This is a genomic window from Vibrio cyclitrophicus, assembly GCF_024347435.1.
Taxonomy (GTDB): Bacteria; Pseudomonadota; Gammaproteobacteria; order Enterobacterales; family Vibrionaceae; genus Vibrio; species Vibrio cyclitrophicus.
In genome coordinates, this window is the sequence record NZ_AP025480.1 from 868,918 (window position 1) to 893,488 (window position 24,571).

The 24,571-nt window shown below is 43.5% G+C and carries 21 protein-coding genes and 1 pseudogene; 12 read left to right on the top strand and 10 right to left on the bottom strand.

The annotated features are described in order from the left end of the window. The first annotated feature begins 214 nt into the window (after positions 1–214). Entirely contained in the window at positions 215–721 is a 507-nt protein-coding gene (gene rfaH, locus OCW38_RS04120; RefSeq protein ID WP_010436718.1) for a transcription/translation regulatory transformer protein RfaH, read from the top strand. An 82-nt stretch (positions 722–803) separates the two neighbouring features. Here the strand turns inward: rfaH and asnB are convergent, their stop codons facing one another. The 4 genes from asnB to nagA all read right to left on the bottom strand — a co-directional run bounded on the left by asnB (position 804) and on the right by nagA (position 6,727). Continuing rightward, positions 804–2,468, bottom strand: a complete 1,665-nt coding sequence (asnB, locus tag OCW38_RS04125; protein ID WP_016767477.1) for an asparagine synthase B — start codon at positions 2,466–2,468, stop codon at positions 804–806. A 234-nt stretch (positions 2,469–2,702) separates the two neighbouring features. Next, positions 2,703–4,289, bottom strand: a complete 1,587-nt coding sequence (locus OCW38_RS04130) for a cation:proton antiporter family protein (protein ID WP_016783781.1) — start codon at positions 4,287–4,289, stop codon at positions 2,703–2,705. Between the two features lie 84 nt (positions 4,290–4,373). Next, the gene (nagC, locus tag OCW38_RS04135; RefSeq protein ID WP_010436729.1) at positions 4,374–5,588 is read right to left on the bottom strand and encodes a DNA-binding transcriptional regulator NagC; all 1,215 of its coding nucleotides are present in this window, start codon (positions 5,586–5,588) and stop codon (positions 4,374–4,376) included. 2 nt (positions 5,589–5,590) lie between these two features. Further along, positions 5,591–6,727: an N-acetylglucosamine-6-phosphate deacetylase gene (nagA, locus tag OCW38_RS04140; RefSeq protein ID WP_261895194.1), complete on the bottom strand. Its 1,137-nt coding sequence runs from the start codon at positions 6,725–6,727 to the stop codon at positions 5,591–5,593. 516 nt (positions 6,728–7,243) lie between these two features. Here nagA and nagE point away from each other — a divergent pair. From nagE to glnS, 3 genes are all read left to right on the top strand, one after another. Beyond that, positions 7,244–8,761, top strand: a complete 1,518-nt coding sequence (gene nagE, locus OCW38_RS04145; protein ID WP_016783782.1) for an N-acetylglucosamine-specific PTS transporter subunit IIBC — start codon at positions 7,244–7,246, stop codon at positions 8,759–8,761. Between the two features lie 174 nt (positions 8,762–8,935). Beyond that, the gene (locus OCW38_RS04150; protein ID WP_261894103.1) at positions 8,936–10,312 is read left to right on the top strand and encodes an IS4 family transposase; all 1,377 of its coding nucleotides are present in this window, start codon (positions 8,936–8,938) and stop codon (positions 10,310–10,312) included. A 264-nt stretch (positions 10,313–10,576) separates the two neighbouring features. Beyond that, positions 10,577–12,244 carry a glutamine--tRNA ligase gene (gene glnS / locus OCW38_RS04155; protein WP_016767481.1) on the top strand — a complete coding sequence of 556 codons (1,668 nt, stop codon included), beginning with the start codon at positions 10,577–10,579 and terminating at the stop codon, positions 12,242–12,244. Positions 12,245–12,403: 159 nt separating this feature from the next. Here the strand turns inward: glnS and fcrX are convergent, their stop codons facing one another. After that, positions 12,404–12,853, bottom strand: coding sequence for a ferric iron uptake transcriptional regulator FcrX (fcrX, locus tag OCW38_RS04160; RefSeq protein ID WP_010436739.1), 450 nt, complete (start codon positions 12,851–12,853; stop codon positions 12,404–12,406). 207 nt (positions 12,854–13,060) lie between these two features. Between fcrX and OCW38_RS04165 the strand changes: the two are divergent. Further along, positions 13,061–13,573: pseudogene (locus OCW38_RS04165) on the top strand (DUF4442 domain-containing protein). A gap of 76 nt (positions 13,574–13,649) precedes the next feature. On the opposite strand, the gene fldA reads toward OCW38_RS04165, so the two are convergent. The 3 genes from fldA to OCW38_RS04180 all read right to left on the bottom strand — a co-directional run bounded on the left by fldA (position 13,650) and on the right by OCW38_RS04180 (position 15,329). After that, entirely contained in the window at positions 13,650–14,183 is a 534-nt protein-coding gene (gene fldA / locus OCW38_RS04170; RefSeq protein ID WP_010436745.1) for a flavodoxin FldA, read from the bottom strand. A gap of 57 nt (positions 14,184–14,240) precedes the next feature. After that, positions 14,241–14,459: a DUF2788 domain-containing protein gene (locus OCW38_RS04175; protein ID WP_010436749.1), complete on the bottom strand. Its 219-nt coding sequence runs from the start codon at positions 14,457–14,459 to the stop codon at positions 14,241–14,243. Positions 14,460–14,567: 108 nt separating this feature from the next. Beyond that, positions 14,568–15,329: an alpha/beta fold hydrolase gene (locus OCW38_RS04180; RefSeq protein WP_010436753.1), complete on the bottom strand. Its 762-nt coding sequence runs from the start codon at positions 15,327–15,329 to the stop codon at positions 14,568–14,570. A 93-nt stretch (positions 15,330–15,422) separates the two neighbouring features. On the opposite strand from OCW38_RS04180, the gene seqA reads away from it, so the two are divergent. Together seqA and pgm are read left to right on the top strand one after the other, a co-directional pair. Further along, positions 15,423–15,962 (top strand): replication initiation negative regulator SeqA, encoded by a 540-nt coding sequence (seqA, locus tag OCW38_RS04185; protein ID WP_010436756.1) that lies wholly within the window; start codon positions 15,423–15,425, stop codon positions 15,960–15,962. Positions 15,963–16,054: 92 nt separating this feature from the next. Beyond that, entirely contained in the window at positions 16,055–17,701 is a 1,647-nt protein-coding gene (gene pgm / locus OCW38_RS04190) for a phosphoglucomutase (alpha-D-glucose-1,6-bisphosphate-dependent) (RefSeq protein ID WP_010436758.1), read from the top strand. 119 nt (positions 17,702–17,820) lie between these two features. Here pgm and OCW38_RS04195 read toward each other — a convergent pair whose 3' ends face one another. Beyond that, positions 17,821–18,579: a DUF1853 family protein gene (locus OCW38_RS04195; RefSeq protein WP_016767483.1), complete on the bottom strand. Its 759-nt coding sequence runs from the start codon at positions 18,577–18,579 to the stop codon at positions 17,821–17,823. Between the two features lie 123 nt (positions 18,580–18,702). Between OCW38_RS04195 and OCW38_RS04200 the strand changes: the two genes are divergently transcribed. Then, complete coding sequence (locus OCW38_RS04200) at positions 18,703–19,461, top strand: Nif3-like dinuclear metal center hexameric protein (protein WP_016790827.1); 759 nt, start codon at positions 18,703–18,705, stop codon at positions 19,459–19,461. A gap of 167 nt (positions 19,462–19,628) precedes the next feature. Here OCW38_RS04200 and OCW38_RS04205 read toward each other — a convergent pair whose 3' ends face one another. After that, a complete protein-coding gene (locus tag OCW38_RS04205) occupies positions 19,629–20,918 on the bottom strand; it encodes a citrate synthase (RefSeq protein ID WP_010436764.1) in 1,290 nt (429 codons plus the stop codon). 417 nt (positions 20,919–21,335) lie between these two features. On the opposite strand from OCW38_RS04205, the gene sdhC reads away from it, so the two are divergent. Genes sdhC through OCW38_RS04225 form a run of 4 tightly spaced genes read left to right on the top strand, consistent with a single transcriptional unit; the run spans position 21,336 to position 24,562 of the window. Next, on the top strand, positions 21,336–21,728 hold the full coding sequence (gene sdhC, locus OCW38_RS04210) for a succinate dehydrogenase cytochrome b556 subunit (RefSeq protein WP_010436766.1): 393 nt from the start codon (positions 21,336–21,338) through the stop codon (positions 21,726–21,728). Then, positions 21,722–22,069, top strand: a complete 348-nt coding sequence (gene sdhD, locus OCW38_RS04215) for a succinate dehydrogenase, hydrophobic membrane anchor protein (protein WP_010436768.1) — start codon at positions 21,722–21,724, stop codon at positions 22,067–22,069. Before sdhC ends, sdhD begins: the two co-directional genes overlap by 7 nt. Next, positions 22,070–23,836, top strand: coding sequence for a succinate dehydrogenase flavoprotein subunit (gene sdhA / locus OCW38_RS04220; RefSeq protein WP_010436771.1), 1,767 nt, complete (start codon positions 22,070–22,072; stop codon positions 23,834–23,836). Between the two features lie 12 nt (positions 23,837–23,848). Further along, positions 23,849–24,562, top strand: coding sequence for a succinate dehydrogenase iron-sulfur subunit (locus tag OCW38_RS04225; RefSeq protein WP_010436773.1), 714 nt, complete (start codon positions 23,849–23,851; stop codon positions 24,560–24,562). Positions 24,563–24,571: the final 9 nt, after the last annotated feature.

Genomic DNA, 24,571 nt, shown 5'->3' on the forward strand with positions numbered 1-24,571 from the left:
AATAGGAGTGGCGTACACACGCTTACAATAATGCACCTTTTTATCTGAAAACGATCCCTGTACAATGCTTAACCACTTTTGCTACCTATAACTTTTTGTTGATAAATTGGTCTGCTACGCATTATTTCTTGCTTGCTCGATTCATTTTATTAATGGCGATTCAACCGTTTTAGGCATGTGGTAAAATATCTAAAAATATAAAATGGCTAGTAAAATGAAACGTTGGTATTTACTTTACTGTAAGCGTGGTGATCAAAAACGCGCGCAGTTGCACTTAGAAAATCAAGGGGTGGAGTGTTTTTATCCCCAAGTAGAAGTTGAAAAGGTTGTTCGAGGGAAAGAAAAGCAGGTCAAAGAACCGTTATTTCCATCTTACATCTTTGTTCGCTTTGATTATGAGCAAGGCCCAAGTTTTACGACGGTTCGCTCTACTCGTGGTGTTGTCGACTTTATTAAATTCGGATCTAGGCCACATGAAGTACAAGGTGATTTAGTGTTTGAGCTTAAAGAGTTCGAGAAATGTTTTAGTGACGATACTGAAGACTGTTGTATTGAGTTTGAATCAGGGCAAGTCGTGAAAATTAAGAGTGGTCAGTTTGCTGGTATTGAGGCTATCTATCATCAAAAAGATGGTGAGGCGCGTTCTATCATGTTAGTTAAGATGATCAGTCAAGTGGTACCTGTCAGTATTGAGAACGAGGCACTTCAAGCCCAAGCATAAGCGCAAGAATAAAAACAAGGCTTAATAAAAAAGGCGCATTATGCGCCTTTTTAGTGTTTAGCATTTATTCAAACGAAATCTCTTAGTAAGAGTCGTTGTGAACGGCTTGTACCGCACGACCAGATGGGTCTACACAGTTTTTGAATGACTCATCCCATTCAATGGCTTTCGCAGATGAACAGGCAACCGAAGGACCGCCAGGGACACATTCTGCTGCTGATTCTAGAGGGAATAACTCTTCGAAGATCTCACGGTAAGCGTAACCTTCTTTGGTTGTTGGCGTGTTGTAAGGGAAGCGGAATTTAGCGGCTTCCATTTGTTGATCCGTTACTTTTGCTTCAGCCGTTGCTTTCAACGTATCGATCCAATCGTAGCCAACGCCGTCAGAGAACTGTTCTTTTTGACGCCAAGCGATTGAGTCTGGTAGGTAGTCTTCAAAACACTCACGTAGGATGTGTTTCTCCATCTTACCGTTACCACACATTTTATCTTCAGGGTTCAGACGCATTGCTACATCAATGAACTCTTTATCTAAGAATGGTACACGACCTTCAACGCCCCATGCCGCCAGTGATTTGTTTGCACGAGCACAGTCGAACATGCTTAGAGCAAGTAGCTTACGTACTGTCTCTTCATGGAACTCTTTTGCGTTTGGTGCTTTATGGAAGTATAGGTAACCACCAAAGATCTCATCAGCACCTTCGCCAGACAGTACCATTTTGATGCCCATTGCTTTGATCTTACGAGCAAGTAAGTACATCGGCGTTGATGCACGAATCGTCGTTACATCGTAAGTCTCGATGTGGTAAATAACATCACGGATGGCATCTAAGCCTTCCTGAATGGTGTAAGTCATCTCGTGGTGCACTGTACCGATCTTGTCTGCAACTTCACGAGCAGCGATAAGATCTGGTGCGCCTTCAAGGCCAACAGCGAATGAGTGCAGTTGTGGCCACCAAGCTTCAGATTGCTCATCATCTTCGATACGCATTGCTGCAAAGCGTTTAGCGACTGCTGAAGTAATTGATGAATCAAGGCCTCCAGATAGAAGTACACCGTAAGGAACATCAGTCATTAGTTGACGTTTAACGGCTGCTTCTAGCGCTTCAGTTAGTTCTTCTTTGCTTGTGCTGTTGCCTTGTACCGCAGCGTACTCGTTCCAATCGCGGATGTAATAGCGTTGAGGTTCTGCATCTTTTGAAGAGTAGAAGCTACCCGGAGGGAATTCACTGATTGTTTTACATACTTCAACCAATGCTTTCATCTCTGAAGCAACGTAGTAGTTGCCGTGCTCATCGTAACCTTGATAAAGCGGGATAATACCAATATGGTCGCGGCCCACTAGGTACTCGTCTTTCTCTTCGTCGTATAAAACGAATGCGAAAATACCGTTAAGCTCTTCTAAAAGGTCTGCGCCCATTTCTTGGTATAACGCTAGGATTACTTCACAGTCAGAATCTGTCTGAAACTGGTACTTATCTTCATAGCGTGCACGAAGTTCTTTGTGGTTATAAATTTCGCCGTTCACTGCAAGAATGTGTTTTTTATCTTGGCTGTATAGTGGCTGTGCGCCACTGTTCAGGCCAACGATAGCCAAACGTTCGTGAGCGAGGATTGCTTTTTCACCAGCGTAGATACCAGACCAGTCTGGACCACGGTGACGAAGCTTCTTTGACATTTCTAAAGCAATAGGGCGAAGTGCTGCGGCATCACTTTTAATGTCGAGAATGCCAAATACTGAACACATAGAACTTCCTTTTAAATAATTTCTAAATTAACTGCATTCAATTTGCCATTCTGGCTAAAAAAAGCAACCAGATGTGAGCAAAAAAATAATATAAAGGGTGTTCTGTTAGAAAATATCTAATTATTTAGTGTTTTTGGTGTTTGCTATCTAATTGTGGTCGGTTTTTTGTACAGAAACCTCCCAAAAGTGCAAAAAAACAGCAAATTTGAGAGGTTTGGCAGAGAGCATTTAAGGTTAGGTTTTATCGATATTTGGGTTTAGTTGTTCGCAGACGTGTCGAGCAAAACCACTACCCGCTTCGCTGTAAATATTAAATGCCGCATCGACGCCATTCTCTTTCAGTGTTTCGAGCTGATCGGGATACTCAGCAATCGCCGCAATTTGACCTTTAAAGTGGCGTGACTTCAATTGCTCTAAGGCGGTTTGATTTCCTTGGTGATGAGGCATCGCCAAGATCACTAACTTCACGTTTGCTGTATCTAAGATACGCTCCCAGAAATCTGGGTCAGTTGCATCGCCAGAAATAACGTTTCTTCCTAGGTTTCTATGGTTGTGTGCCGCTTCTTCACGAACTTCGACACCTAAGCTAACCTTGCCATAGCGCGAACGTAATTCATCGTAGGCGCCAGTACCAATACGTCCCATACCTAGAATCAATACCTGTGCACGACCCGGGTCAATTCGTTTATCACGTTGGTTAAGTTTTTCAGCTGCATGCTCTTTTAACCAGCGGCCTGATTGTTGATAAAGTTTGTGGCCCGCTTTGTTTAGAGGCGCAGCGATCAAAAACGATAGCGAAACTGCAATCGCCACAGCCACCAAGATGTCACCAGACATCCAACCCATCTTAAAGGCTAAACCGCCAACGATAAGACCAAATTCACTGTAGTTAAACAGTGATAGAGAGGCGAGTAGGGATGTTCGAACACGGAATTTGAAGCGGTTGAGTACCAAGAAGTAAAGCACGCCTTTCACTGGCAGCAACAGCAAGAATAAGATGGCGAGCATGAAGCCTTGGATAGTAGGTTGCTCGGATAACCCAATATTCAAGAAGAAGCAAACGAGGAAAAGCTCTTTGAGGTTAAACAGCGATTTCGACAGCTCTGAAGCTTTTGGGTGACCTGCTAGCAACATACCTAAGATAAGAGCGCCCAAGTCTGGTTTTACACCTACAAACTGGAACAAGCCAGCACCAACAACTAATGCGAAAAAGATGCCGAACAGCACCAACATTTCACCGTGCCCAACCCAATCAAGGATTTTGTAGAACAGCGGACGTAAAAATGGTAAAGCGAAGAGTGCGATGGCGTACCACTCTGGAATCTTACCTGTCGATGCGGTCAAAAAGACCACTGCAAAGATATCCTGCATGACGAGAATACCAATCGCTAGCGTGCCATAGGTCGCGTTCATTTCCCCTTTCTCTTGCAGAGACTTTACCGCGAATACGGTACTAGAGAATGAGAGAGCGAAACCGAGTAGAACGATTTGTTCTATCGACATTGCTGCTAGAGACGAAATACCTAAGAATTTAAAACCAAACAGGGCTACAGCAAAAAACAGAGTGGATAAAAGGTTATGGATGGTAGCACCGGCCCAGATCTCTTTAGAGAGTAGGGTTTTGATGTCTAGCTTTAAGCCAATAGTAAATAGGAGCAGGGTGACACCAAGGTCAGCCAAGGTAATGATGGTGTCATTGGTTTCAAAACCCAGAGCAAATAGCCCAAAACCAGCGACCAAAAAGCCGACCAATGGGGGAAGGTGACACTTTAAAGCAATAAATCCTGCAATAAACGCAGTGGATATTAATATAAGTTCCATAACTTGTTGTTGTAGTTCCCTAGCTTAAAAAAACGGGCCGTGTTTATACAAACACGGCCCGCGGACAATCAGAATTGTTTTTCTTTAGTCTTCGAGTAGCTTTTGAAGTAACACACCGTTGAGCATGGCGCGCTTGATCATGGCAAAAGCTCCCATCGTAGGATGTTTATCGATCTGAGATGCTACAATAGGCAGGCCGCTATGGAAAGCCGTTAACGACTGATTCTCAACATTGCGCTTAATCGCAGGGAAAACAATCTCTTGTGCCTTAGTTATATCACCAGCAATGATAACTTTCTGAGGGTTAAATAAGTTAATCGTCATTGCGATAGCCTTACCTAACTGATTTCCTACTCGAACTAAGCTTTGCTTCGCTAGTTCATCACCATTAATCGCGTGGTCACAAACATCTTGAATCGTAATATGTTCAAGCTCGGTCAAAGAAGACTCATAGCCTTGCTTAATCAGCTTCTGTACTCGCTCAACAATGGCCGGGTTTGCCGCTACTGTTTCAAGACAGCCGAAGTTACCACATTGGCATTGCTCGCCGAGCGGATCTATTTGGATATGACCAATTTCACCCACGTTGCGGTTATGGCCTAGGAAAACTTGACCATTTACAATAATGCCGGCACCTGTACCGCGGTGAACACTAACTAAAATAGAGTCTTGGCTATCTTTACTCGCACCGAAGTAGTGCTCAGCAAGTGCCATTCCTCTAACGTCATTACCCACAAAACAAGCAACATGGAATGTGTCACGAATAATGTCGCTTAATGCTAGGTTATCGATGTCTGTGTTTGGCATGTACTCAACAACACCTGTTGTTGGGTTAACCAAGCCAGGAAGAGTGACACCAATGGCAATCAACTGATCGATCTTTGGTTGATGTTCAGCAATGAAAGCCTTCAAGCTATTGACCAAGCCTTGGGTAAGGTCTGATTGGTCTGAATAATTCAGGTCTTGTTGTTGGAAAGCCAATTCACGACCGCCAAGGTCATGCAGGCTTATTTGAATGTAGTCTCGCCCCAAACGCACAGCAACAGAATGAAAGGGTTCTACTTCTGTGGTTAGGGAAATAGCGCGTCTACCGCCAGTAGACGCTTGCTGCGCAACCTCTTTAATTAGGCCGCGTTCTAAAAGTTGGCGGGTAATTTTTGTAACACTTGCCGGTGCGAGTTGGCTTACATCAGCCACTTGTATACGACTGATAGGCCCTTGTTGGTCTATAAGTCGGTATACCGCCGCACTGTTTAGTTGTTTAACTAAGTCTACGTTACCTATTTGTCCGCCATTCATACTTAATTGTGCTCGTATTGTCCGTTAACAACAGTCGCTTTAACGTTAAAGTCTCGGTCAAATACGGCAAGGTTTGCAACCATGCCTTTTTTGATTCGACCTAGCTTGCTTTCTACACCGATAGCCTGAGCTGGGTATAGCGTAGCCATGCGAAGAGCTTCGTCTAAAGCGATACCAGCGTGCTCAACTGTATTCTGAACTGCTTCAATCATAGTCAGAGCTGAGCCGCCCAGTGTGCCGTTTTCATCAACACACTTACCATCACGGTAATATACTTTCTTACCGACAAAAATAAAGTATTCCATGTCAGCACCTGCAGGAGCTGTGGCATCCGTCACTAATACCAACTTTTCTCCTTTTATTTTATGTGCAATTCGGATGTTTGCGTAATCAACGTGGAAACCGTCAGCGATGATGCCAGCGTAAACTTCAGGCGTGTCGTAAATCGCGCCAACAACGCCAGGTTCACGACCAACCATAGGTGTCATAGCGTTGAACAGGTGAGTCGCGAAAGTGATGCCTGATTCAAAGCCTTGACGCGCTTCAGCGTAAGTGGCATTGGTGTGGCCGATAGAAACCACTACGCCAGCTTTGTGTAGACGCTCAATATGTTCTGGGTCGTTGAGCTCAGGAGCCAGTGTTACTTTGGCCACAAGGTCACTGTTTTCACAGATAAGCTCAATCATTTCATTGTCAGATTTACGAATGTGATCGACACTGTGGATGCCTTTTTTCGCAACGTTTAGATATGGGCCTTCAAGGTGCAAACCTAAAGACTGGTTTTGGTATTGGTTGTGGTATTCACGAGCTGCCGTAATAACCGCGCGCATATCTTCGTCCGAAGAGGTGATTAGCGTAGGTAAAAAGCTAGTACAGCCCGATTTAAGGTTTGCTTTATGCATGATCTGCATTGTGTCAGCAGTGATCTCATCATTCAGCATTACACCGCCACAGCCATTCAGTTGTAGATCAATAAAACCCGGGCTTAGATTTGTACCATCTAGGTCACGGACCTCGATTCCTTCTGGTAATTCAGAGATAGGATAGACTTTTTTGATCAGTTCGTTTTCAATTACAACAGCATGATCGGTTAGAACATCACTACCAGTGTAAATTTTACAGTTACTTAGCGCGTACATAGTCAGCTAATCCTTATTTCGTGAGATCTTTTAAATTTGTTCGTTACCTAAATGTGGACTTAGTTTGCGAGCATCATTTACGTAACGATTTATCTTTTACGAGCAAACGTTTTTAAAATGAGAAACGTATTTAAGTGTTTGAAAAACAAATGAACAATTAGTTAATTTTATAGTTTTAAGCTAATGTTTTTCGGTTGTTTATTGGCATTTTCTACCTAAAATAACCGGGCATTAACCCAATCTTTATATTTGGATTTTATCTATAAATGTTCATTTTTTTGAATGATAAAATAAGTTTTATGATCTCGCTAGCAAAAACCTCTGGATTTGGTGAAAACTGGTGATTAGGATCACAAATGGTAAGGTTTTAATTTGCGGAGCAAAATTAATTGAATACACTGAATAGGACTAAATTGAGCGACTAAAATAAGTTTCTCAGACGAATTCTAAAAAATCCTATAGGGGAAACAACTGGTGAATATTCTAGGATATGCACAGAAGCTAGGTAAAGCGTTAATGCTACCTATCGCAACGCTTCCGATTGCGGCGCTTCTACTACGTTTAGGTCAAGGCGATCTACTTGATATTCCATTTATGGCGCAAGCTGGTGGTGCTATCTTCGGTAACCTACCATTGCTTTTTGGTCTAGGTATCGCGATTGGTCTTTCTAAAGATGGTAACGGCGCAGCGGGTCTTGCTGGTGCAGTTGCTTACTTCGTACTAACAGCTACAGCAACGACAATTAACGCCGACGTTAACATGTCGTTCTTCGGCGGTATCTTCGCAGGTATCATCGCAGGTCACTCTTACAACGCCTTCCATGCAACACGTCTTCCTGAGTGGCTGGCTTTCTTCGCAGGTAAACGTTTAGTACCAATCATGGCCGGCTTATTTGCACTTGTTGCAGGTGCTGTGTCTGGTGTGGTTTGGCCTGGTGTTCAATCTGGTCTAGACGCACTAGCTCACGCAGTATCAACGTCTGGCGCTGTTGGTCAATTCGTTTACGGTACTCTTAACCGTGCACTTATCCCTGTTGGTCTTCACCACGTATTGAACTCATACTTCTGGTTTGGTATGGGCACATGTCAAGAAATCATCGTTGCTGGTCAAGGCGCATTCGCTGGTATCACTCAACTTTGTGTTGACCCTGCACTGGCTAAAACACTAGTTGTTGGTCAAGAGCACACGTTCACATTCGCTAACTCTGTTACTCCAGAAATCACAACTGTTGTGAAAGAAGTGACTGAAACAGTTAAATCTGGCGACCTACACCGTTTCTTCGGTGGTGATAAAGGTGCTGGCGTATTCATGAACGGTTTCTTCCCTGTAATGATGTTTGGTCTACCAGGTGCTGCACTTGCAATGTACCTAGCTGCTCCTGCTGAAAAACGTAGTCAAGTTGGTGGCGCACTGTTCTCTGTTGCATTCTGTTCATTCCTAACAGGTATCACAGAGCCGCTAGAATTCATGTTCGTATTCCTAGCTCCTGCTCTATACGCAATGCACGCTGTATTTACTGGTCTGTCTCTAGTTGTTGCTAACATGTTTGGTACTTTGCACGGTTTCGGTTTCTCTGCTGGTCTTATCGACTTCGTATTGAACTGGGGTCTAGCAACTAAACCATTCACTCTACTATTGATTGGCTTAGCATTCGGTGCTCTATACTTCTTCACTTTCTCTTTCGCAATCCGCGCTTTCAACTTGAAATCGCCAGGTCGTGAAGATGATGACGAAGCTGTAGCGGCTCCTGCTGGCGACGCACCAAAAGGTGAGGTTGCACGCCAATACCTAAAAGCACTAGGTGGTCACGAAAACCTGACTTCAATCGATGCTTGTATCACTCGTCTACGTCTAACGCTAAAAGACCGCTCTATCGCTGATGAAGTTGTTCTTAAGAAGCTCGGCGCTAAAGGTGTGGTTAAACTAGGTGAAAACAACCTACAGGTTATCCTAGGTCCACTAGCTGAAATTGTAGCTGGCGAAATGAAAGCTATCGGTGCAGGTGAAGACCTATCTGATGTAAAACTTCCATAGTAAGGGAAGTACTTAATTAAGACGTAAAGTTACTCTTAAGTAAGTGTCAAATTGAAAGCCTCCCACATGGGCTGTCTCTTATACACAAATCCCTAAGCTATGCTTAGGGATTTTTTTTGAACTATTTTTAGGTTCTATGATCTGATCATCTAAGCAATGACAAGGATGATTATCATGACCTATATAGAGCCAACCCTTTGGGCACAAAAACAGTTCGGTCAAGCCCACCTTAATGACCCAAGACGTACTCAAAGACTCGTTGCTCTCGCAGCTTCACTGGCCGAGCAACCTGGCGTACCTGTCTCGAAACTCATTATCTCACCGGCTGAAATGGAAGGGGCTTATCGCTTCATCCGTAATGAGAAAATCAAAGCAGAAGATATCGCAGAGGCAGGGTTTTATGTCACTGCGCAAGAAGCGTTAAAGCAACAAACACTTCTTGCCTTAGAAGACACGACTTCTCTGAGTTACGCCCATCGCAGTATTCGAGATGAACTCGGACACTCCAATCAAGGCAATCGACATCGAGCGATGTTCGTACACTCTACCTTACTTTTTGCGCCCGACACTCAATCTGTGATTGGTTTAATTGAACAACAGCGCTGGACTCGTGATATAGAAAAGCGAGGTCAAAGACACCAGCATGCGACTCGACCATACAAAGAGAAAGAAAGTTATAAGTGGGAACAAGCCTCTCGCTATGTCGCTGAGCGACTTGGCGATAAAATGTCGGATGTCATTTCGGTGTGCGATAGAGAAGCCGACCTCTTTGAATACCTCACTTACAAGCGAGAGCAACAACAAAGATTCCTCGTTCGTTCCATGCAAAGCCGCTGTATTGAAGAGCATGATAATCGTCTTTATAGCTATGCATCTACTCTGTCATCAGCCGGGGAGAAAGTGCTCGAAATACCGCAAAAAGGCGGTCGCAAAGCTCGCAAGGCTCATTTAGATATTAAATATGCCCCCGTGACACTCAAGTCTCCTGCAAACAAGAAAGAGTTCGATAACATTCCGCTTTACTACGTGGGATGTATAGAACAAGGAGAGAATAACGATAAGCTAGCCTGGCACTTACTGACTTCGGAGCCGATAACGAGCAAAGAAGAGGCCCTCAAAATGGTCAGTTATTATGAGCGGCGCTGGCTAATAGAAGATTTTCATAAAGTCTGGAAAAGTGAAGGGACTGAAGTTGAGCAACTGAGAATGCAGAGTAAAGATAACTTAGAAAGGCTCAGCGTCATTTTAGCTTTTATCGCGACTCGCTTACTCCAGTTGAGGTTCATGAATGAGTCCGATGAGTTATCTAAGACCAGTTGTGAGCAGGTATTAAAAGGCAAAGCATGGAAGTTAATGTGGCTAAAGTTGGAGAAAAAGCAGCTGCCGAAGGAAGCGCCCAATATATCATGGGCTTACAATGGTATTGCTCGGTTAGGTGGCTGGAAGAATACCAAGCGAACGGGTCGCGCTTCCATAAAGACGTTATGGCAAGGATGGTTCAGGTTACAAACCATCCTTGAAGGGTATGAACTCGCTAAGTCTCTTGATTAACCAGACTTGTGATCAAGAGACAGCCCACATGGGAGGCTTTTTTGTGCCTGTTGTTTAGAGCCAGTGAACAATGTTCGTTCTATTCTTCATCGAATCGGAGAAATAATCACAATTAAAGGACGGTTCTTATTGTGCAAAGGCGCAGAATTGTGGATGATTAGCAACAATGATCTTTCTATCTTTGACAGGCAATAAAAGCGGCCTTTGTCTCGGATATGAAAGATAACTTTCTCTGACAATACTAAATACATAGAGGTGCTATAGATGAGTGAAGCTGAGGCTCGTCCATCGAATTTCATTCGCCAAATTATTGATAAAGATTTAGCGGATGGTACACACAGTAGCGTGCATACTCGTTTCCCGCCGGAGCCAAATGGCTACCTGCACATTGGTCACGCTAAATCTATTTGCTTGAACTTTGGTATTGCTCAGGACTACCAGGGACAATGTAATCTTCGTTTCGATGATACAAACCCTGAAAAAGAAGACGTTGAATACGTTGAGTCAATTAAGAATGATGTAAGCTGGTTAGGCTTCGAATGGTCTGGTGATATTTGTTATTCATCAAACTACTTCGATACGCTTTACGCTTATGCTGTGGAATTAATTAATAAAGGCTTAGCGTATGTTGACGAGCTAAGTCCTGAGCAGATCCGTGAATACCGTGGCACGTTAAAAGAGCCTGGTAAAGCGAGTCCATATCGTGACCGCAGCCCTGAAGAGAACCTAGCGTTGTTTGAAAAAATGCGTGACGGTGGCTTTGAAGAAGGTAAAGCGTGCCTACGTGCTAAGATCGACATGAGCTCTTCATTTATGGTGATGCGCGATCCTGTTATCTACCGTGTTCGCTTTGCTCACCACCATCAGACAGGTGACAAGTGGTGCATTTACCCAATGTACGACTTCACACACTGTATCTCTGATGCACTAGAAGGCATTACCCACTCTATCTGTACGCTTGAATTCCAAGATAACCGTCGTTTGTATGACTGGGTGCTAGACAACATCACGATTGATTGCCAACCTCGTCAGTACGAGTTTAGCCGTCTGAATCTTGAATACACGGTAATGTCGAAGCGTAAGCTGAACCAGCTTGTGGTTGAAAACCTAGTTGAAGGTTGGGACGACCCTCGTATGCCAACTATCTCTGGTCTACGTCGTCGTGGTTTCACTTCAAGCTCTATCCGTGAATTCTGTAAGCGTATTGGTGTGACTAAGCAAGAGAACATGATTGAGTTCGGTTCACTTGAATCTTGTATCCGTGATGATCTGAACGAAAATGCACCTCGTGCAATGGCTGTTCTGGATCCGGTTAAGATCGTTATCGAAAATTACGAAGCAGACGCAGTAGAAACGCTAACCGTTGCAAACCATCCAAACAAGCCAGAAATGGGCACTCGTGAAGTACCATTTACGCGTGAAATTTGGATTGAACGTGATGACTTCCGTGAAGAAGCAAACAAAAAGTATAAGCGTTTGGTTCTAGGTAAAGAAGTTCGTTTACGTGGTGCTTACGTGATTAAAGCTGAACGTATCGAAAAAGATGCAGAAGGCAACATTACGACTATCTTCTGTTCTTACGATAACGAAACCTTGGGTAAGAACCCTGCAGATGGCCGTAAAGTGAAAGGCGTTATCCACTGGGTATCGGCTGATAAAGCATTGCCTGCTGAGATTCGTTTGTACGATCGTCTATTCACCGTGGCAAACCCAGCTGCTGCTGATGACTTTGCTGCAACGCTCAACCCTGAATCACTTGTTACACTTAACGGTTTTGTTGAACCTAGCCTAGCTGAAGGTGTAGCAGAGCAAGCGTACCAGTTTGAACGAACAGGTTACTTCTGTGTAGATTCGAAAGATTCTAAAGCAGCTGCACTAGTATTCAACCGTACGGTTGGTCTACGCGATACTTGGGGAAAAACTGAAGCTTAATCGCTAAAGTGATTCGCTTTCGATAAGCACCCTAATAAAAAACCGGCTTAGAGCCGGTTTTTTGTATCTGAATAAAGTCGTCAATTATAGAATAAGTTGCGATTAATCGTCTTATGTAGTGACCATATAAAAAACGCCGGCCCAAGCCAGCGTTCTATGTTACTTCTTCGCTTTATGCGCGTCTGGATTGCCTTTGCAATCTCCGGTAATGCTCTTTCCGTATAAGTACAAACTGTGGTTTGTCAGCTTCACGTTGTAACGCTCTGCAATTTCTTTTTGTCTTTCTTCGATAAGGTCATCAGAGAATTCGATAACTTCGCCACAGTCTAGACACACTAGGTGATCATGGTGGTGCTGTGTTGAAAGTTCAAATACAGACTTACCGCCTTCAAAGTGGTGACGCGTTACAATACCTGCGTCATCGAACTGGTTAAGCACTCGATAAACGGTAGCAAGGCCAATCTCTTCACCTAAGTCGATCAGCTTTTTATATAAATCTTCAGCACTAATATGTTGGCAGTCTGGCTGTTGTAATACTTCTAAAATTTTGAGCCGTGGAAGGGTCACTTTAAGACCAGCATCTTTTAGCGCTTGATTATTGTCTGACATATACTTTCCTGTTGATGATCTGCCGCAATTAACAGAATTCAATATTAATACCATTATAGTTTAGTCAGGCATAACAATAAACCACGAACTTCAAAGGGTTACTCATTGACATCACAATGTGTTTTGTAAAATAGAGGCATCTCACTTATAGTGGAGGTTCGACCAGTCAAGGTGACGGTGTTTCTGATATGAACATGGAATGTTGTTATGAATAAGCAACTCGCAAAAATCTACAAACCGAACATTGTAAAATTCGCACTCAATATTTGGCCACCTTTCTGGGGAGCGGGTATTCGTATTGCTCATATAAGCCCTGACTTTAGAGTCGTTAAGACGATATTAAAGCTACGCTGGTGGAACAAAAACGCCAATCGCACTCAATATGGCGGCAGCATATTTTCTTTAACTGACCCTGTTTACTCTTTGATGTTAATGGGAATTTTAGGTGAGCGGTATTATGTTTGGGATAAGGAAGCGAGCATTAACTTCATTAAGCCTGGTTAGTCTGACTTGTACGCCGATTTTGAAATCAGTCAGGGGCAGCTTGATGAAATTTATCGTCAGACACAGCTTGGAGAAAAATGTTTCCCTGAATTTGTTATCTATGTGAAGGATAAGAAGGGGAATGTGGTTTCAGAAATTCAGCGCACTCTGTATGTCAGAAAGAAACCGCAGTTTAGAGAGGATGACGACGGATTAGAAGCTGGGCGATATAAATAGTAAAAAACCTCCTAAATGGAGGTTTTTTTCATATCTGTATAATCGTGACTAATTAGTCACGATTAGTGAACGGGCACTAGTCTTCTAGCTCTGCTAAGCACATTTCTTCATGGATTTGTTTAACCCAATTAGAAACGCGTTCGTCAGTCAGTTCAGGTTGACGATCTTCATCGATACATAGACCAACGAATTGGCTATCATCGCCTTCAACTAAACCTTTCGATGCTTCGAATTCGTAGCCTTCAGTTGATGTGTGACCTAAGATGGTACCGCCTTTTGCTTCAACGATGTCACGGATAGTACCCATAGCATCACAGAAGTATTCTGCGTAATCTTCTTGGTCGCCACAACCAAAGATAGCAACAAGCTTCGTTGAGAAATCAATAGCTTCTAGCTCTGGGAAAAAGTCATCCCAATCACATTGTGCTTCGCCGTAGTACCACGTAGGGATACCAAGCAGCAATAGATCGAAGTTATCGATATCTTCTTTGCTGCTTTTTGCAATGTCTTGAACGTGAACGAGCTGCTTGCTCAATTGCTTTTGAATCATCTTAGCAACAGCTTCAGTGTTACCTGTATCGCTACCAAAGAAGAGACCTACACTTGCCATAGAATCATTACCTTTAATTTTGTCTGTTGTCGGTGTAACAAAGTTCGGAGGAAATCGTTAGATCCCAGTTCCTTCCCAGCTTAGTTGGATTATCCCTTTAGCGATAAAACCTGCGCAGCCAAGGAAAAGTACTAACCATACAATACGACGACCAAATGCAGGAACATTTCCCTGCTTTAGAACGTCCTTAATTGCCATACCGATTAAAAAGAAAATCGCGGCAAACAGGAGATCTAAACCAATAGATTCAATGATGTTCATGTAGTCGTAAAGCATGGGAACCTTATATACCAATTTTGCTTGGGCGCACTATATCACTGTTGTGAGATAAAGTTAATCTGCAGTGATTGCACAGTTCTCATTTATCTGCATGAAAAAGAGCAGTTAAGCGATGAATTTTCTGATTGCTCTGAGTACTTCAGCTGGTTTTTCTGCATGCAGCCAGTGCCCAGTATTAGCAATGACATGAGCCTTAGCGTTAGAAAATTGTTGTTGAACCGCGGCTTGATGATCGGCAGTGAGGTAATCAGAATCACCGCCTTTTATTAGCAATGTTTTGACCGAGGTTTTATCTACGGGTTCCCAACCAATGATCTGGGGGTAGTTATTCAATAGTGATGCCACGTTAAAACGCCATTCCATAATACCTTGTTCTGTTTTGAACAAAGATTTTGTTAAGAACTGACGAACCCCGTCGATCTCGATATATTTTGAGAGGATCTTTAGCGCATCCAATCGTGAGGTCGGCTTTTCTTCAATAACCGCTTGCAGACCGGCGAATACGTTGTCGTGGCGACTTTGGGTGTATGCGACCGGTGCCATATCTAAGACAATCAACTTATGCAGTGTAAGATGCTGTGTCAGTGCCATCGCTACTTTGCCACCCATAGAGTGACCAATTACAGTGACGTCTTTTAAATCAAGGTCACGCAGCAATTGGGCAACATCTTGGGCCATTGCTTGATAATTATGGGTTTCGCTATGGAAGGATTGACCGTGATTGCGTAGATCGATGCTAAGTACCTGATGATCGGCTTTTAGATCCCTAGCGAGCAGGCCAAGGTTGTCCAGATTACCGAATAATCCATGGATCAAAACAATGGTGTGACCCTCACCTTCAATTTTATAGTTGAGCTGTACTGACATTTTTATCTTATTCATGGTGGGTTTGACGTAGAGTATCCGCGCGGATCTCGCTATAATCCCCCAGAGTTTAAACATTGAGATTGTGAAAAGCGAATGAAAACAATTGAGGTTGATGAGGACCTATACCGTTTTATTGCGGGTCAGACAGAACGTATTGGCGAAAGCGCTTCAGATATTCTGCGCCGCTTGTTACAGGTTGATAGCCAAGGCATGGTTCCGATCGATGAGATCGTTGAACCAAAAGGTATCGTTGTTAGCAAAGAGGTAGGCTTTACTCCAGAGAAGTTCGATGGCGTTAAAGAAATGCGCTCACTACTAATATCAGATGAGTTTGCATCACTAAAGAAAGCCATTGATCGTTTCATGCTTGTGTTATCAACACTGCATAAAATCGACCCTTTAAGCTTTTCAGAAGCAACTCAAGTAAAAGGCCGTAAGCGTGTTTACTTCGCAGATAACGAAGAGACGTTGTTAGCAAACGGGAATACAACCAAGCCTAAAGCGATTCCACACAGTCCTTTTTGGGTTATTACTAATAATAATACTAGCCGCAAAAGACAGATGGTTGAGCAGCTTATGAGCCGCATGAATTTCCAAGCAGAATTGATAGAAAAAGTAACAGGTTCAATTTAAAGAAATCTGATTTAAACCTCATAATATCCATGGATAAGAAGATATTATGAGGTTTTTTTGTTTTTAAATTTTATATATAAGGATGTCGAAAAATGGCTATGCACCCTCGTGCCGGGCAAAAAGCTCAGCAGGAAGATCTTCATAATATTCCGGCTTTAGTGGCTAACTATTTCTTACAGCAACCGGATGCTAGTAACCCTGAGCATAAAGTTCTATTCGGTACTTCGGGTCACCGTGGTACAGCAGACAAATCAACATTTAACGAAAACCACATTCTCGCGATCGCACAAGCGGTGGCTGAAGTTCGTGCTGAACAGGGTACAACAGGCCCACTTTTCTTAGGTAAAGATACTCACGCTCTATCTGAGCCTGCGTTTTCTACTGTTATCGAAGTGCTTGTAGCGAACGGTGTTGAAGTTATTATTCAAGAAAAAAATGGCTTTACTCCAACACCAGGCATCTCGCACGCGATCCTTACGCATAACCTAGTAAATGATAAAAAAGCCGACGGCATTGTTATCACACCTTCACATAATCCACCTCAAGACGGCGGTATTAAATACAATCCGACACACGGTGGCCCTGCTGAAGCTGAGCTAACTCAAGCGATTGAAGATCGTGCGAACGTCATCATTGCTGAGAAAATGCAAGGTGTTAAACGTACCCCTATCACGCTAGCTAAACAGTCTGATTTAGTAAAAGAAGTTGATCTCGTTGCTCCTTACGTTGCTGACTTGGTTAACGTGGTTGATATGGAAGCGATTCAGAAAGCAAACATCAAAATTGGTGTGGATCCACTAGGTGGTAGCGGCATCGATTATTGGCGTCAAATTGGTAAAGCGTACAACTTAGATCTTACTTTGGTAAGTGAAGCGGTTGATCCTTCGTTCCAGTTTATGTCTTTAGATAAAGATGGCGTGGTTCGAATGGATTGTTCTTCTCCGTACGCGATGGCAGGTTTACTGGCCCTTAAAGACGATTATCAATTAGCGTTTGGTAACGACCCTGATTACGATCGCCACGGTATTGTTACACCAAAAGGCTTAATGAATCCAAACCATTTTCTAGCAGTGTGTATCGACTACTTATACCGTAACCGTGAAGGTTGGGGTAAAGACGTTGCTGTTGGTAAGACGTTAGTATCAAGCGCTCTGATTGACCGCGTTGTTGCTGATTTAGGCCGCGAGCTTTGCGAAGTGCCAGTTGGTTTCAAATGGTTCGTTGATGGCCTTTATAACGGTCAGTTTGGTTTCGGTGGTGAAGAAAGTGCGGGTGCATCTTTCTTACGTAAAGACGGTACGCCTTGGTCTACAGATAAAGATGGCCTGATTCTTTGCTTACTTGCGGCTGAAATCACAGCCGTTACTGGTAAGAACCCACAAGAGTACTATGAAGAACTTGCCGCTAAACACGGTGAATCTAAGTACAACCGAATTCAAGCAGTCGCTAATGGCGCACAAAAAGACGTGCTTAAAAAGCTCTCTCCAGAGATGGTTTCTGCTGAGACGCTTGCTGGGGATGCAATTACTGCACGCCTAACACACGCTCCAGGTAACGGTGCTGCGATTGGTGGCCTTAAAGTGACAACTGAGAACGGTTGGTTTGCTGCTCGTCCATCAGGTACTGAAGACATCTACAAGATCTACTGTGAGAGCTTTAAAGGTGAAGAGCACCTAAAAGCAATTGAAGCAGAAGCTCAAGAGATTGTGAACCAAGTATTTGCGGCGGCTGGTCTATAATCGATTACGATTCATAGAATTATCAAGCAAATAAAAAGGGTTGATGTGAAAGCATCAGCCCTTTTTATTTGCGCTGGTTGCGTGTAAGCGGGAAAAGCAAAATGAGTTAGCTTAGGCGGCTAACCGTGTGGCCAACTTTGTGGCATCACAAACCAGAATTGCCCAGATTGGGTTTGCCCATGTACAAAGCGCTCACCAAACTCAGTAAGAGGTTCACTGGTGAAGTCATCAGTACCCGCAGCCCATTCCTCTTTGCTGAGAGGGTAGAGCGCTTCAGTGATTAAATGGGCTTGGTTTTGATAGCACCAAAAACCGTTTACTTGACTTGAGTTAATGTCGTAGCCCAAACATTCAGTAGGTATTTTTTGATCTAAGAATGGGTTGGTATAGAGACGACCCTGCATGAGGAGATGTTTTGAGTCGACATCGATCTCTGGATATTGTTCAAGAAAGGCCGTTGAAGACGACATACCCAATTGGTGGTCCAACATTCGATCGAGCTTCTTATCTAATTGGTCGTGAGAGTTCGGACCAAACCATGTCTGTTCATGGAGTAGATAAAACTTAATCGCTACTTCCCAATGTTGCAGTTTTTGGCTGTTCTCTTCTTCGAGAATAAAGTCGATAGCGCCTAGTGTTCTACCTTCGACATTGATCTGAATCTCATCGTGCTTGATTGAATAATTATCCGAAGCAATGATGACTTGTTCACATAGGTGTTGGTAGAGAAAGCCTAATCTAGGATTACCATTATAAGTATGTGATTCGTCGATTTCTAGGTGGCTTGAGAATGCACCGAGATCAGATATGGGCGGCTTGATTTCCAATAATGGCGGTGAGTCGATAACCCATTGGTAAAAACGTTGCAGTGCTGTCATCTCTTCCTCATAAACATAGCTCTTTATAAACGTAGATCTTTATAAACATGGCCCTGGGGCTTTCGACATTCTACCCGTAAATTGATATAACGGCGTTATTATAAAGGTAAGCTGGAAATAAAAATGCATAACATACAATTAGAAAAGCTACTGAACGAAAAACTGCAGCCACAGCAGATTAAAGATTACTGCCCGAATGGTCTTCAAGTCGAGGGGGCTTCTGAAGTGAAGCGCATCGTTACTGGTGTAACGGCCTCTCAAGCTCTGATTGATAAAGCGGTAGAATTGAATGCCGATGCTTTGTTGGTTCATCACGGTTTCTTTTGGAAAGGTGAGTCAGAAGCGATTCGAGGCATGAAGGGCAAGCGCATTCGTACTCTGATTAAGAATGACATTAATCTTCTAGGTTATCACTTACCTCTCGATATCCACCCTGAACTTGGTAACAATGCTAAGCTCGCTGAACTGCTTGATATTGAAGTTGAAGGTGGCTTGGAAGGACATCCACAATCGGTTGCAATGTTTGGTAAATTAAAAACACCAATGACAGGTGAAGAGCTTGCTGCAAAGATTGGTCAAGTTTTGAATCGTATACCGTTACATATTGCTCCTGAAAACACCGATAAAATGATTGAAAAGGTAGGTTGGTGTACTGGCGGTGGCCAAGACTACATTGAACTAGCGGCTTCTCAGGGTATTGATGCATTTATCTCTGGTGAAATTTCAGAGCGCACGACTTACTCAGCACGTGAGCAAGACATCCATTATTTTGCTGCGGGTCACCATGCAACAGAGCGATATGGCGTGAAGGCATTAGGTGAGTGGCTAACGAAAGAGCACGGTTTAGATGTCGAGTTTATTGATATTGATAATCCTGTGTAAAACAGGTAAGTGATTGGGAATATCTAGTCGATTGTAGCTTTTGCAAAGAAAGAATTTCTATAAGAGTACAGTTGGTAAGGTTAGGTAAAGATTCAAAGTATCCCGTATAAAAGAAAAGGGGTTGATGTTCTCACATCAACCCCTTTTAACATTATGCTTTATAGCAACTACTCACGTTCGTGAAGTGCTTTAAAGTCACGTTGTTCTTCACCAGTATACAGCTGACGAGGACGACCGATACGGTTCGTCGGATCGCTGTGCATTTCATTCCAGTGAGCAATCCAACCGATAGTACGAGACATCGCGAAAATTACTGTGAACATTGATACTGGAATTCCGATTGCTTTCAGAATGATACCTGAGTAGAAATCTACGTTCGGGTATAGCTTCTTAGAAACAAAATACTCATCAGAAAGGGCAATACGCTCAAGTTCCATTGCTACATCGAGTAGCGGATCTTGTATGTTTAACTCTTTAAGTACTTCGTGACATGCTTCGCGCATTACTGTTGCACGTGGGTCATAGTTTTTGTAAACACGGTGACCGAAGCCCATCAAACGGAATGGGTCATCTTTGTCTTTTGCTTTCGCAACATATTCTTCAATGTTATCTACACTACCAATCTCTTCGAGCATACGTAGGCAAGCTTCGTTTGCACCGCCGTGAGCAGGCCCCCAAAGTGATGCGATACCTGCCGCAATACACGCAAACGGGTTAGCACCAGATGAACCGGCTAGACGTACTGTGGACGTTGAAGCGTTCTGTTCGTGGTCTGCGTGTAGTGTAAAGATTTTATCCATTGCACGTGCAACGATAGGGTTCACTTCATATTCTTCACATGGGTTTGCAAACATCATATGTAAGAAGTTTTCTGCGTAGCCTAGGTCGTTACGTGGGTAGATAAACGGTTGACCTATTGAATATTTGTAACACATTGCTGCCAACGTTGGCATTTTTGAAATTAGGCGATAAGCCGCAATTTCACGGTGTGTATCGTTGTTGATATCAAGTGAGTCGTGATAGAACGCCGCTAGAGCGCCTACAACACCACACATTACAGCCATAGGGTGAGCGTCACGACGGAAGCCGTGGAAGAAACTAGCAATTTGCTCATGCACCATAGTGTGACGTGTCACGGTAGTCTTGAACTTTTCGTATTCAGTTCGAGAAGGGGCTTCACCGTATAGAAGTATGTAACATACTTCTAAGTAATCAGCGTTATTGGCAAGTTGGTCAATTGGATAACCACGATGTAAAAGGATACCTTTTCCACCGTCAATAAAAGTGATTTGAGACTCACAAGATGCAGTGGCAAGAAAACCAGGATCAAAAGTAAAAAAACCATTAGAACCTAGTGTACGAACATCGATCACTGGTGTACCAAGTACACCCTCTGTAATCGGCAGTTCGATCGGCGCATGACCTTCAATGTGAAGGGTAGCTTTCTTATCCGCCATAACAATCTCCTTTGTTTATTATTTTATCCGTCCAGGATGTTTATGTGCCATTTTTTTACTGGTCTTACGTCCGAAAGTCAATTTTTCTGCAGCTTTGTGTGCACTTGTTAGTGTTTTTTACATTAAATTCGTTAAAAATCTGGTCTGTGTAGCATTATTTGTTACATCAATTGTATTAGAATGTTGCCAGCCGTATAGTGGCGCTGAAAAGTTTGGTTAAAACCTTATAAATGCAAGGCTAAGAAGAAATGTGAGGTGTCTTTCTTAATCGAGCAATTAACAATTATTTTACAATTATCTAAGGCTCAACTTCAGTTATTTGTTAAGTTAATGTTAAATTTTGAAGGTTAGCAATCAAATTTTGTCCATAACAATATCATAAGGTTATTTAATGACCATAATGCTCAATGGAGCTGAGTGAGCAAGCCCGTGAAAGAAAGAAAGACAAGACCTGTTAATTTAGATTTACAGACCATCCACTTTCCGATCACAGCAATAGCTTCCATCCTACACCGTGTGTCTGGGGTGATAACTTTTGTCGCGATTGGAATTCTGCTTTGGTTACTATCCACTTCCCTCTCATCCCCAGTAGGCTTTATGGAAGCTAGCGACATTGTCGACGGTTTCTTCGTGAAGTTTATTCTGTGGGGCATTTTAACCGCTTTGGCTTACCACATTGCTGGTGGTATTCGTCACCTTCTTATGGACCTCGGTCACTTCGAAGAGCTGGAATCTGGCGCTAAGAGCGCTAAGGTTGCATTCGCAGCAACAGCGGTATTGTCTCTACTAGCGGGGATCTTAGTATGGTAAACAACGTTTCTACTTTTGGTCGTAATGGTGTTCACGATTATTTATTGATCCGTGCAACTGCCATCATTATGACTCTCTACACTATCTACCTAGTGAGCTTCTGTGCTTTCTCTGGTGATATTTCTTACGCATCTTGGACGCAATTCTTTGGTGGAACCTTCACTAAAGTCTTCACTATGTTAGCGCTTACTTCTGTTTTGGTTCACGCGTGGATCGGTCTATGGCAAGTACTAACTGACTACATCAAATGCGCAAAACTGCGTGTTGGTCTTCAAGTCGGTGTTGTTGCAGTTCTTCTTGGATATTTCTTCTCTGGTCTGTTTATTTTGTGGGGTGCGTAAGTGACTATTCCTGTTCGTGAGTTTGATGCCGTAGTTATCGGCGCTGGTGGTGCAGGTATGCGTGCCGCACTGCAAATTTCTGAGCAAGGCCTATCTTGTGCATTGCTTTCTAAAGTTTTCCCTACTCGTTCTCATACGGTTTCAGCGCAAGGTGGCATTACTGTTGCTCTTGGCAATGCTCATGAAGACCATTGGGAACAACATATGTACGATACTGTAAAAGGTTCCGATTACATCGGTGACCAAGACGCTATCGAATATATGTGTAAAAACGGTCCTGAGTCGGTAATCGAACTTGAAAAAATGGGCCTACCATTCTCTCGTTTTGAGAACGGTACTATTTACCAACGCCCTTTTGGTGGTCAATCGAAAAACTTTGGTGGTGAGCAAGCGGCTCGTACAGCAGCGGCAGCCGACCGTACTGGTCACGCACTGCTTCATACGCTTTACCAACAAAACATTAAGCATAAAACGACGGTTTTCTCTGAGTGGTATGCACTGGATCTTGTTAAGAACGAAGATGGTGCAATTTTAGGCACAACCGCGCTTTGTATGGAAACGGGTGAGGTTTGTTACTTCAAAGCGAAGGCAACAATTCTTGCGACTGGTGGTGCGGGTCGTATCTACGCATCAACAACTAATGCACATATTAATACTGGTGACGGTGTTGGTATGGCTATCCGTGCTGGCGTTCCTATGCAAGACATCGAAATGTGGCAGTTCCACCCAACGGGTATCGCTGGTGCAGGTGTATTGGTAACGGAAGGTTGTCGTGGTGAAGGTGGTTACCTTCTCAATAAAGACGGCGAACGCTTCATGGAACGTTATGCACCAAACGCTAAAGACTTAGCGGGTCGTGATGTTGTTGCTCGTTCAATGATGGTTGAAATTCGTGAAGGTCGCGGTTGCGATGGTCCATGGGGTCCACACATCAAGCTGAAACTTGATCACCTAGGTAAAGAGACGCTTGAATCTCGCCTACCTGGTGTATGTGAACTGTCTCGTACCTTTGCTCACGTTGATCCAGTAAAAGAGCCAATCCCAGTAATCCCGACATGTCACTACATGATGGGTGGTGTTCCAACACAAGTTTCTGGTCAAGCTATTAAGCAAACCGAAGACGGCAGCGATGTTGAAATCCAAGGTCTATTTGCTTGTGGCGAAATTGCATCAGTATCCGTTCACGGTGCTAACCGTCTAGGTGGTAACTCACTACTTGATTTGGTGGTATTTGGTCGTGCGACAGGTTTACACTTAGGTGAGACTCTGAAGAAGCAAGAAGAAGCTAAGCCAGCAACTGAAGCTGACATTGAGCGTTCTCTAGAGCGTTACAACCGTTGGGAAAACAGTACAGACGGCGAAGACCCTGCGCAAATTCGTAAAGATCTTCAGCAATGTATGCAGAACAACTTCTCAGTATTTCGCGAAGGCAAAGCAATGGCTGAAGGCTTAGAAGAGCTTAAAGTAATTCGTGAACGTCTGAAAAATGCACACCTATCTGACAAATCTACGGAGTTCAACACTCAGCGTATTGAGTGTCTAGAGCTTGAAAACCTGATGGAAACAGCGTTTGCAACAGCTGTTGCTGCTAACTTCCGTACAGAGAGCCGTGGTGCTCATGCTCGTTTTGACTTCCCAGACCGTGACGATGAGCAATGGCTATGTCACTCACTGTACAACCCTGAATCTGAAAGTATGACTAAGCGTGGCGTAAACATGGAACCAATCCATCGTGAAGCGTTCCCGCCTAAAGCACGTACGTACTAAGGAGATATGACCATGAAACTGAATTTCTCTTTATATCGTTACAATCCAGATGTCGACCAAAAGCCTTACATGAAGGAATACACCCTAGAGGTGGATGAAGGTTCAGACATGATGCTTTTGGACGCGCTTATTCTGTTGAAAGAACAAGATCCAACAATCTCATTCCGTCGCTCGTGCCGTGAAGGTGTGTGTGGTTCAGATGGTCTGAACATGAACGGTAAGAATGGACTGGCTTGTATTACTCCGTTGTCTGCGCTTTCTGGCCAAGACAAGATTGTAATCCGCCCATTACCTGGTTTGCCAGTTGTTCGTGACTTGATTGTCGACATGACGCAGTTCTACGACAACTACGAGAAGGTTAAGCCATTCCTCGTGTCAGACGGCAATGTACCGCCGGCACGTGAAAACTTACAAAGCCCTGATGAGCGCGCGCATTTAGATGGACTGTACGAATGTATCATGTGTGCATGTTGTACTACTTCATGCCCGTCGTTCTGGTGGAACCCTGATAAATTCATCGGTCCTGCTGGCTTGCTTGCAGCGTACCGTTGGCTAATTGATAGCCGAGATACGGCGACAGACGAACGTTTGTCCGATCTTGATGATGCATTTAGCGTTTTTCGTTGCCATGGCATCATGAATTGTGTAAGTGTTTGTCCTAAGGGATTAAATCCGACGAAAGCGATTGGTCATATTAAGACCATGCTGGTAAATCGTTCGGTTTAAGTTATAAAA

Coding starts and splice junctions, on each gene's coding strand:
- rfaH (WP_010436718.1), top strand. CDS start 215: ATGAAACGTTGGTATTTACTTTACTGTAAGCGTGGTGATCAAAAACGC.
- asnB (WP_016767477.1), bottom strand. CDS start 2,468: ATGTGTTCAGTATTTGGCATTCTCGACATTAAAAGTGATGCCGCAGCA.
- OCW38_RS04130 (WP_016783781.1), bottom strand. CDS start 4,289: ATGGAACTTATATTAATATCCACTGCGTTTATTGCAGGATTTATTGCT.
- nagC (WP_010436729.1), bottom strand. CDS start 5,588: ATGAATGGCGGACAAATAGGTAACGTAGACTTAGTTAAACAACTAAAC.
- nagA (WP_261895194.1), bottom strand. CDS start 6,727: ATGTACGCGCTAAGTAACTGTAAAATTTACACTGGTAGTGATGTTCTA.
- nagE (WP_016783782.1), top strand. CDS start 7,244: ATGCTACCTATCGCAACGCTTCCGATTGCGGCGCTTCTACTACGTTTA.
- OCW38_RS04150 (WP_261894103.1), top strand. CDS start 8,936: ATGACCTATATAGAGCCAACCCTTTGGGCACAAAAACAGTTCGGTCAA.
- glnS (WP_016767481.1), top strand. CDS start 10,577: ATGAGTGAAGCTGAGGCTCGTCCATCGAATTTCATTCGCCAAATTATT.
- fcrX (WP_010436739.1), bottom strand. CDS start 12,853: ATGTCAGACAATAATCAAGCGCTAAAAGATGCTGGTCTTAAAGTGACC.
- fldA (WP_010436745.1), bottom strand. CDS start 14,183: ATGGCAAGTGTAGGTCTCTTCTTTGGTAGCGATACAGGTAACACTGAA.
- OCW38_RS04175 (WP_010436749.1), bottom strand. CDS start 14,459: ATGCTTTACGACTACATGAACATCATTGAATCTATTGGTTTAGATCTC.
- OCW38_RS04180 (WP_010436753.1), bottom strand. CDS start 15,329: ATGTCAGTACAGCTCAACTATAAAATTGAAGGTGAGGGTCACACCATT.
- seqA (WP_010436756.1), top strand. CDS start 15,423: ATGAAAACAATTGAGGTTGATGAGGACCTATACCGTTTTATTGCGGGT.
- pgm (WP_010436758.1), top strand. CDS start 16,055: ATGGCTATGCACCCTCGTGCCGGGCAAAAAGCTCAGCAGGAAGATCTT.
- OCW38_RS04195 (WP_016767483.1), bottom strand. CDS start 18,579: ATGACAGCACTGCAACGTTTTTACCAATGGGTTATCGACTCACCGCCA.
- OCW38_RS04200 (WP_016790827.1), top strand. CDS start 18,703: ATGCATAACATACAATTAGAAAAGCTACTGAACGAAAAACTGCAGCCA.
- OCW38_RS04205 (WP_010436764.1), bottom strand. CDS start 20,918: ATGGCGGATAAGAAAGCTACCCTTCACATTGAAGGTCATGCGCCGATC.
- sdhD (WP_010436768.1), top strand. CDS start 21,722: ATGGTAAACAACGTTTCTACTTTTGGTCGTAATGGTGTTCACGATTAT.
- OCW38_RS04225 (WP_010436773.1), top strand. CDS start 23,849: ATGAAACTGAATTTCTCTTTATATCGTTACAATCCAGATGTCGACCAA.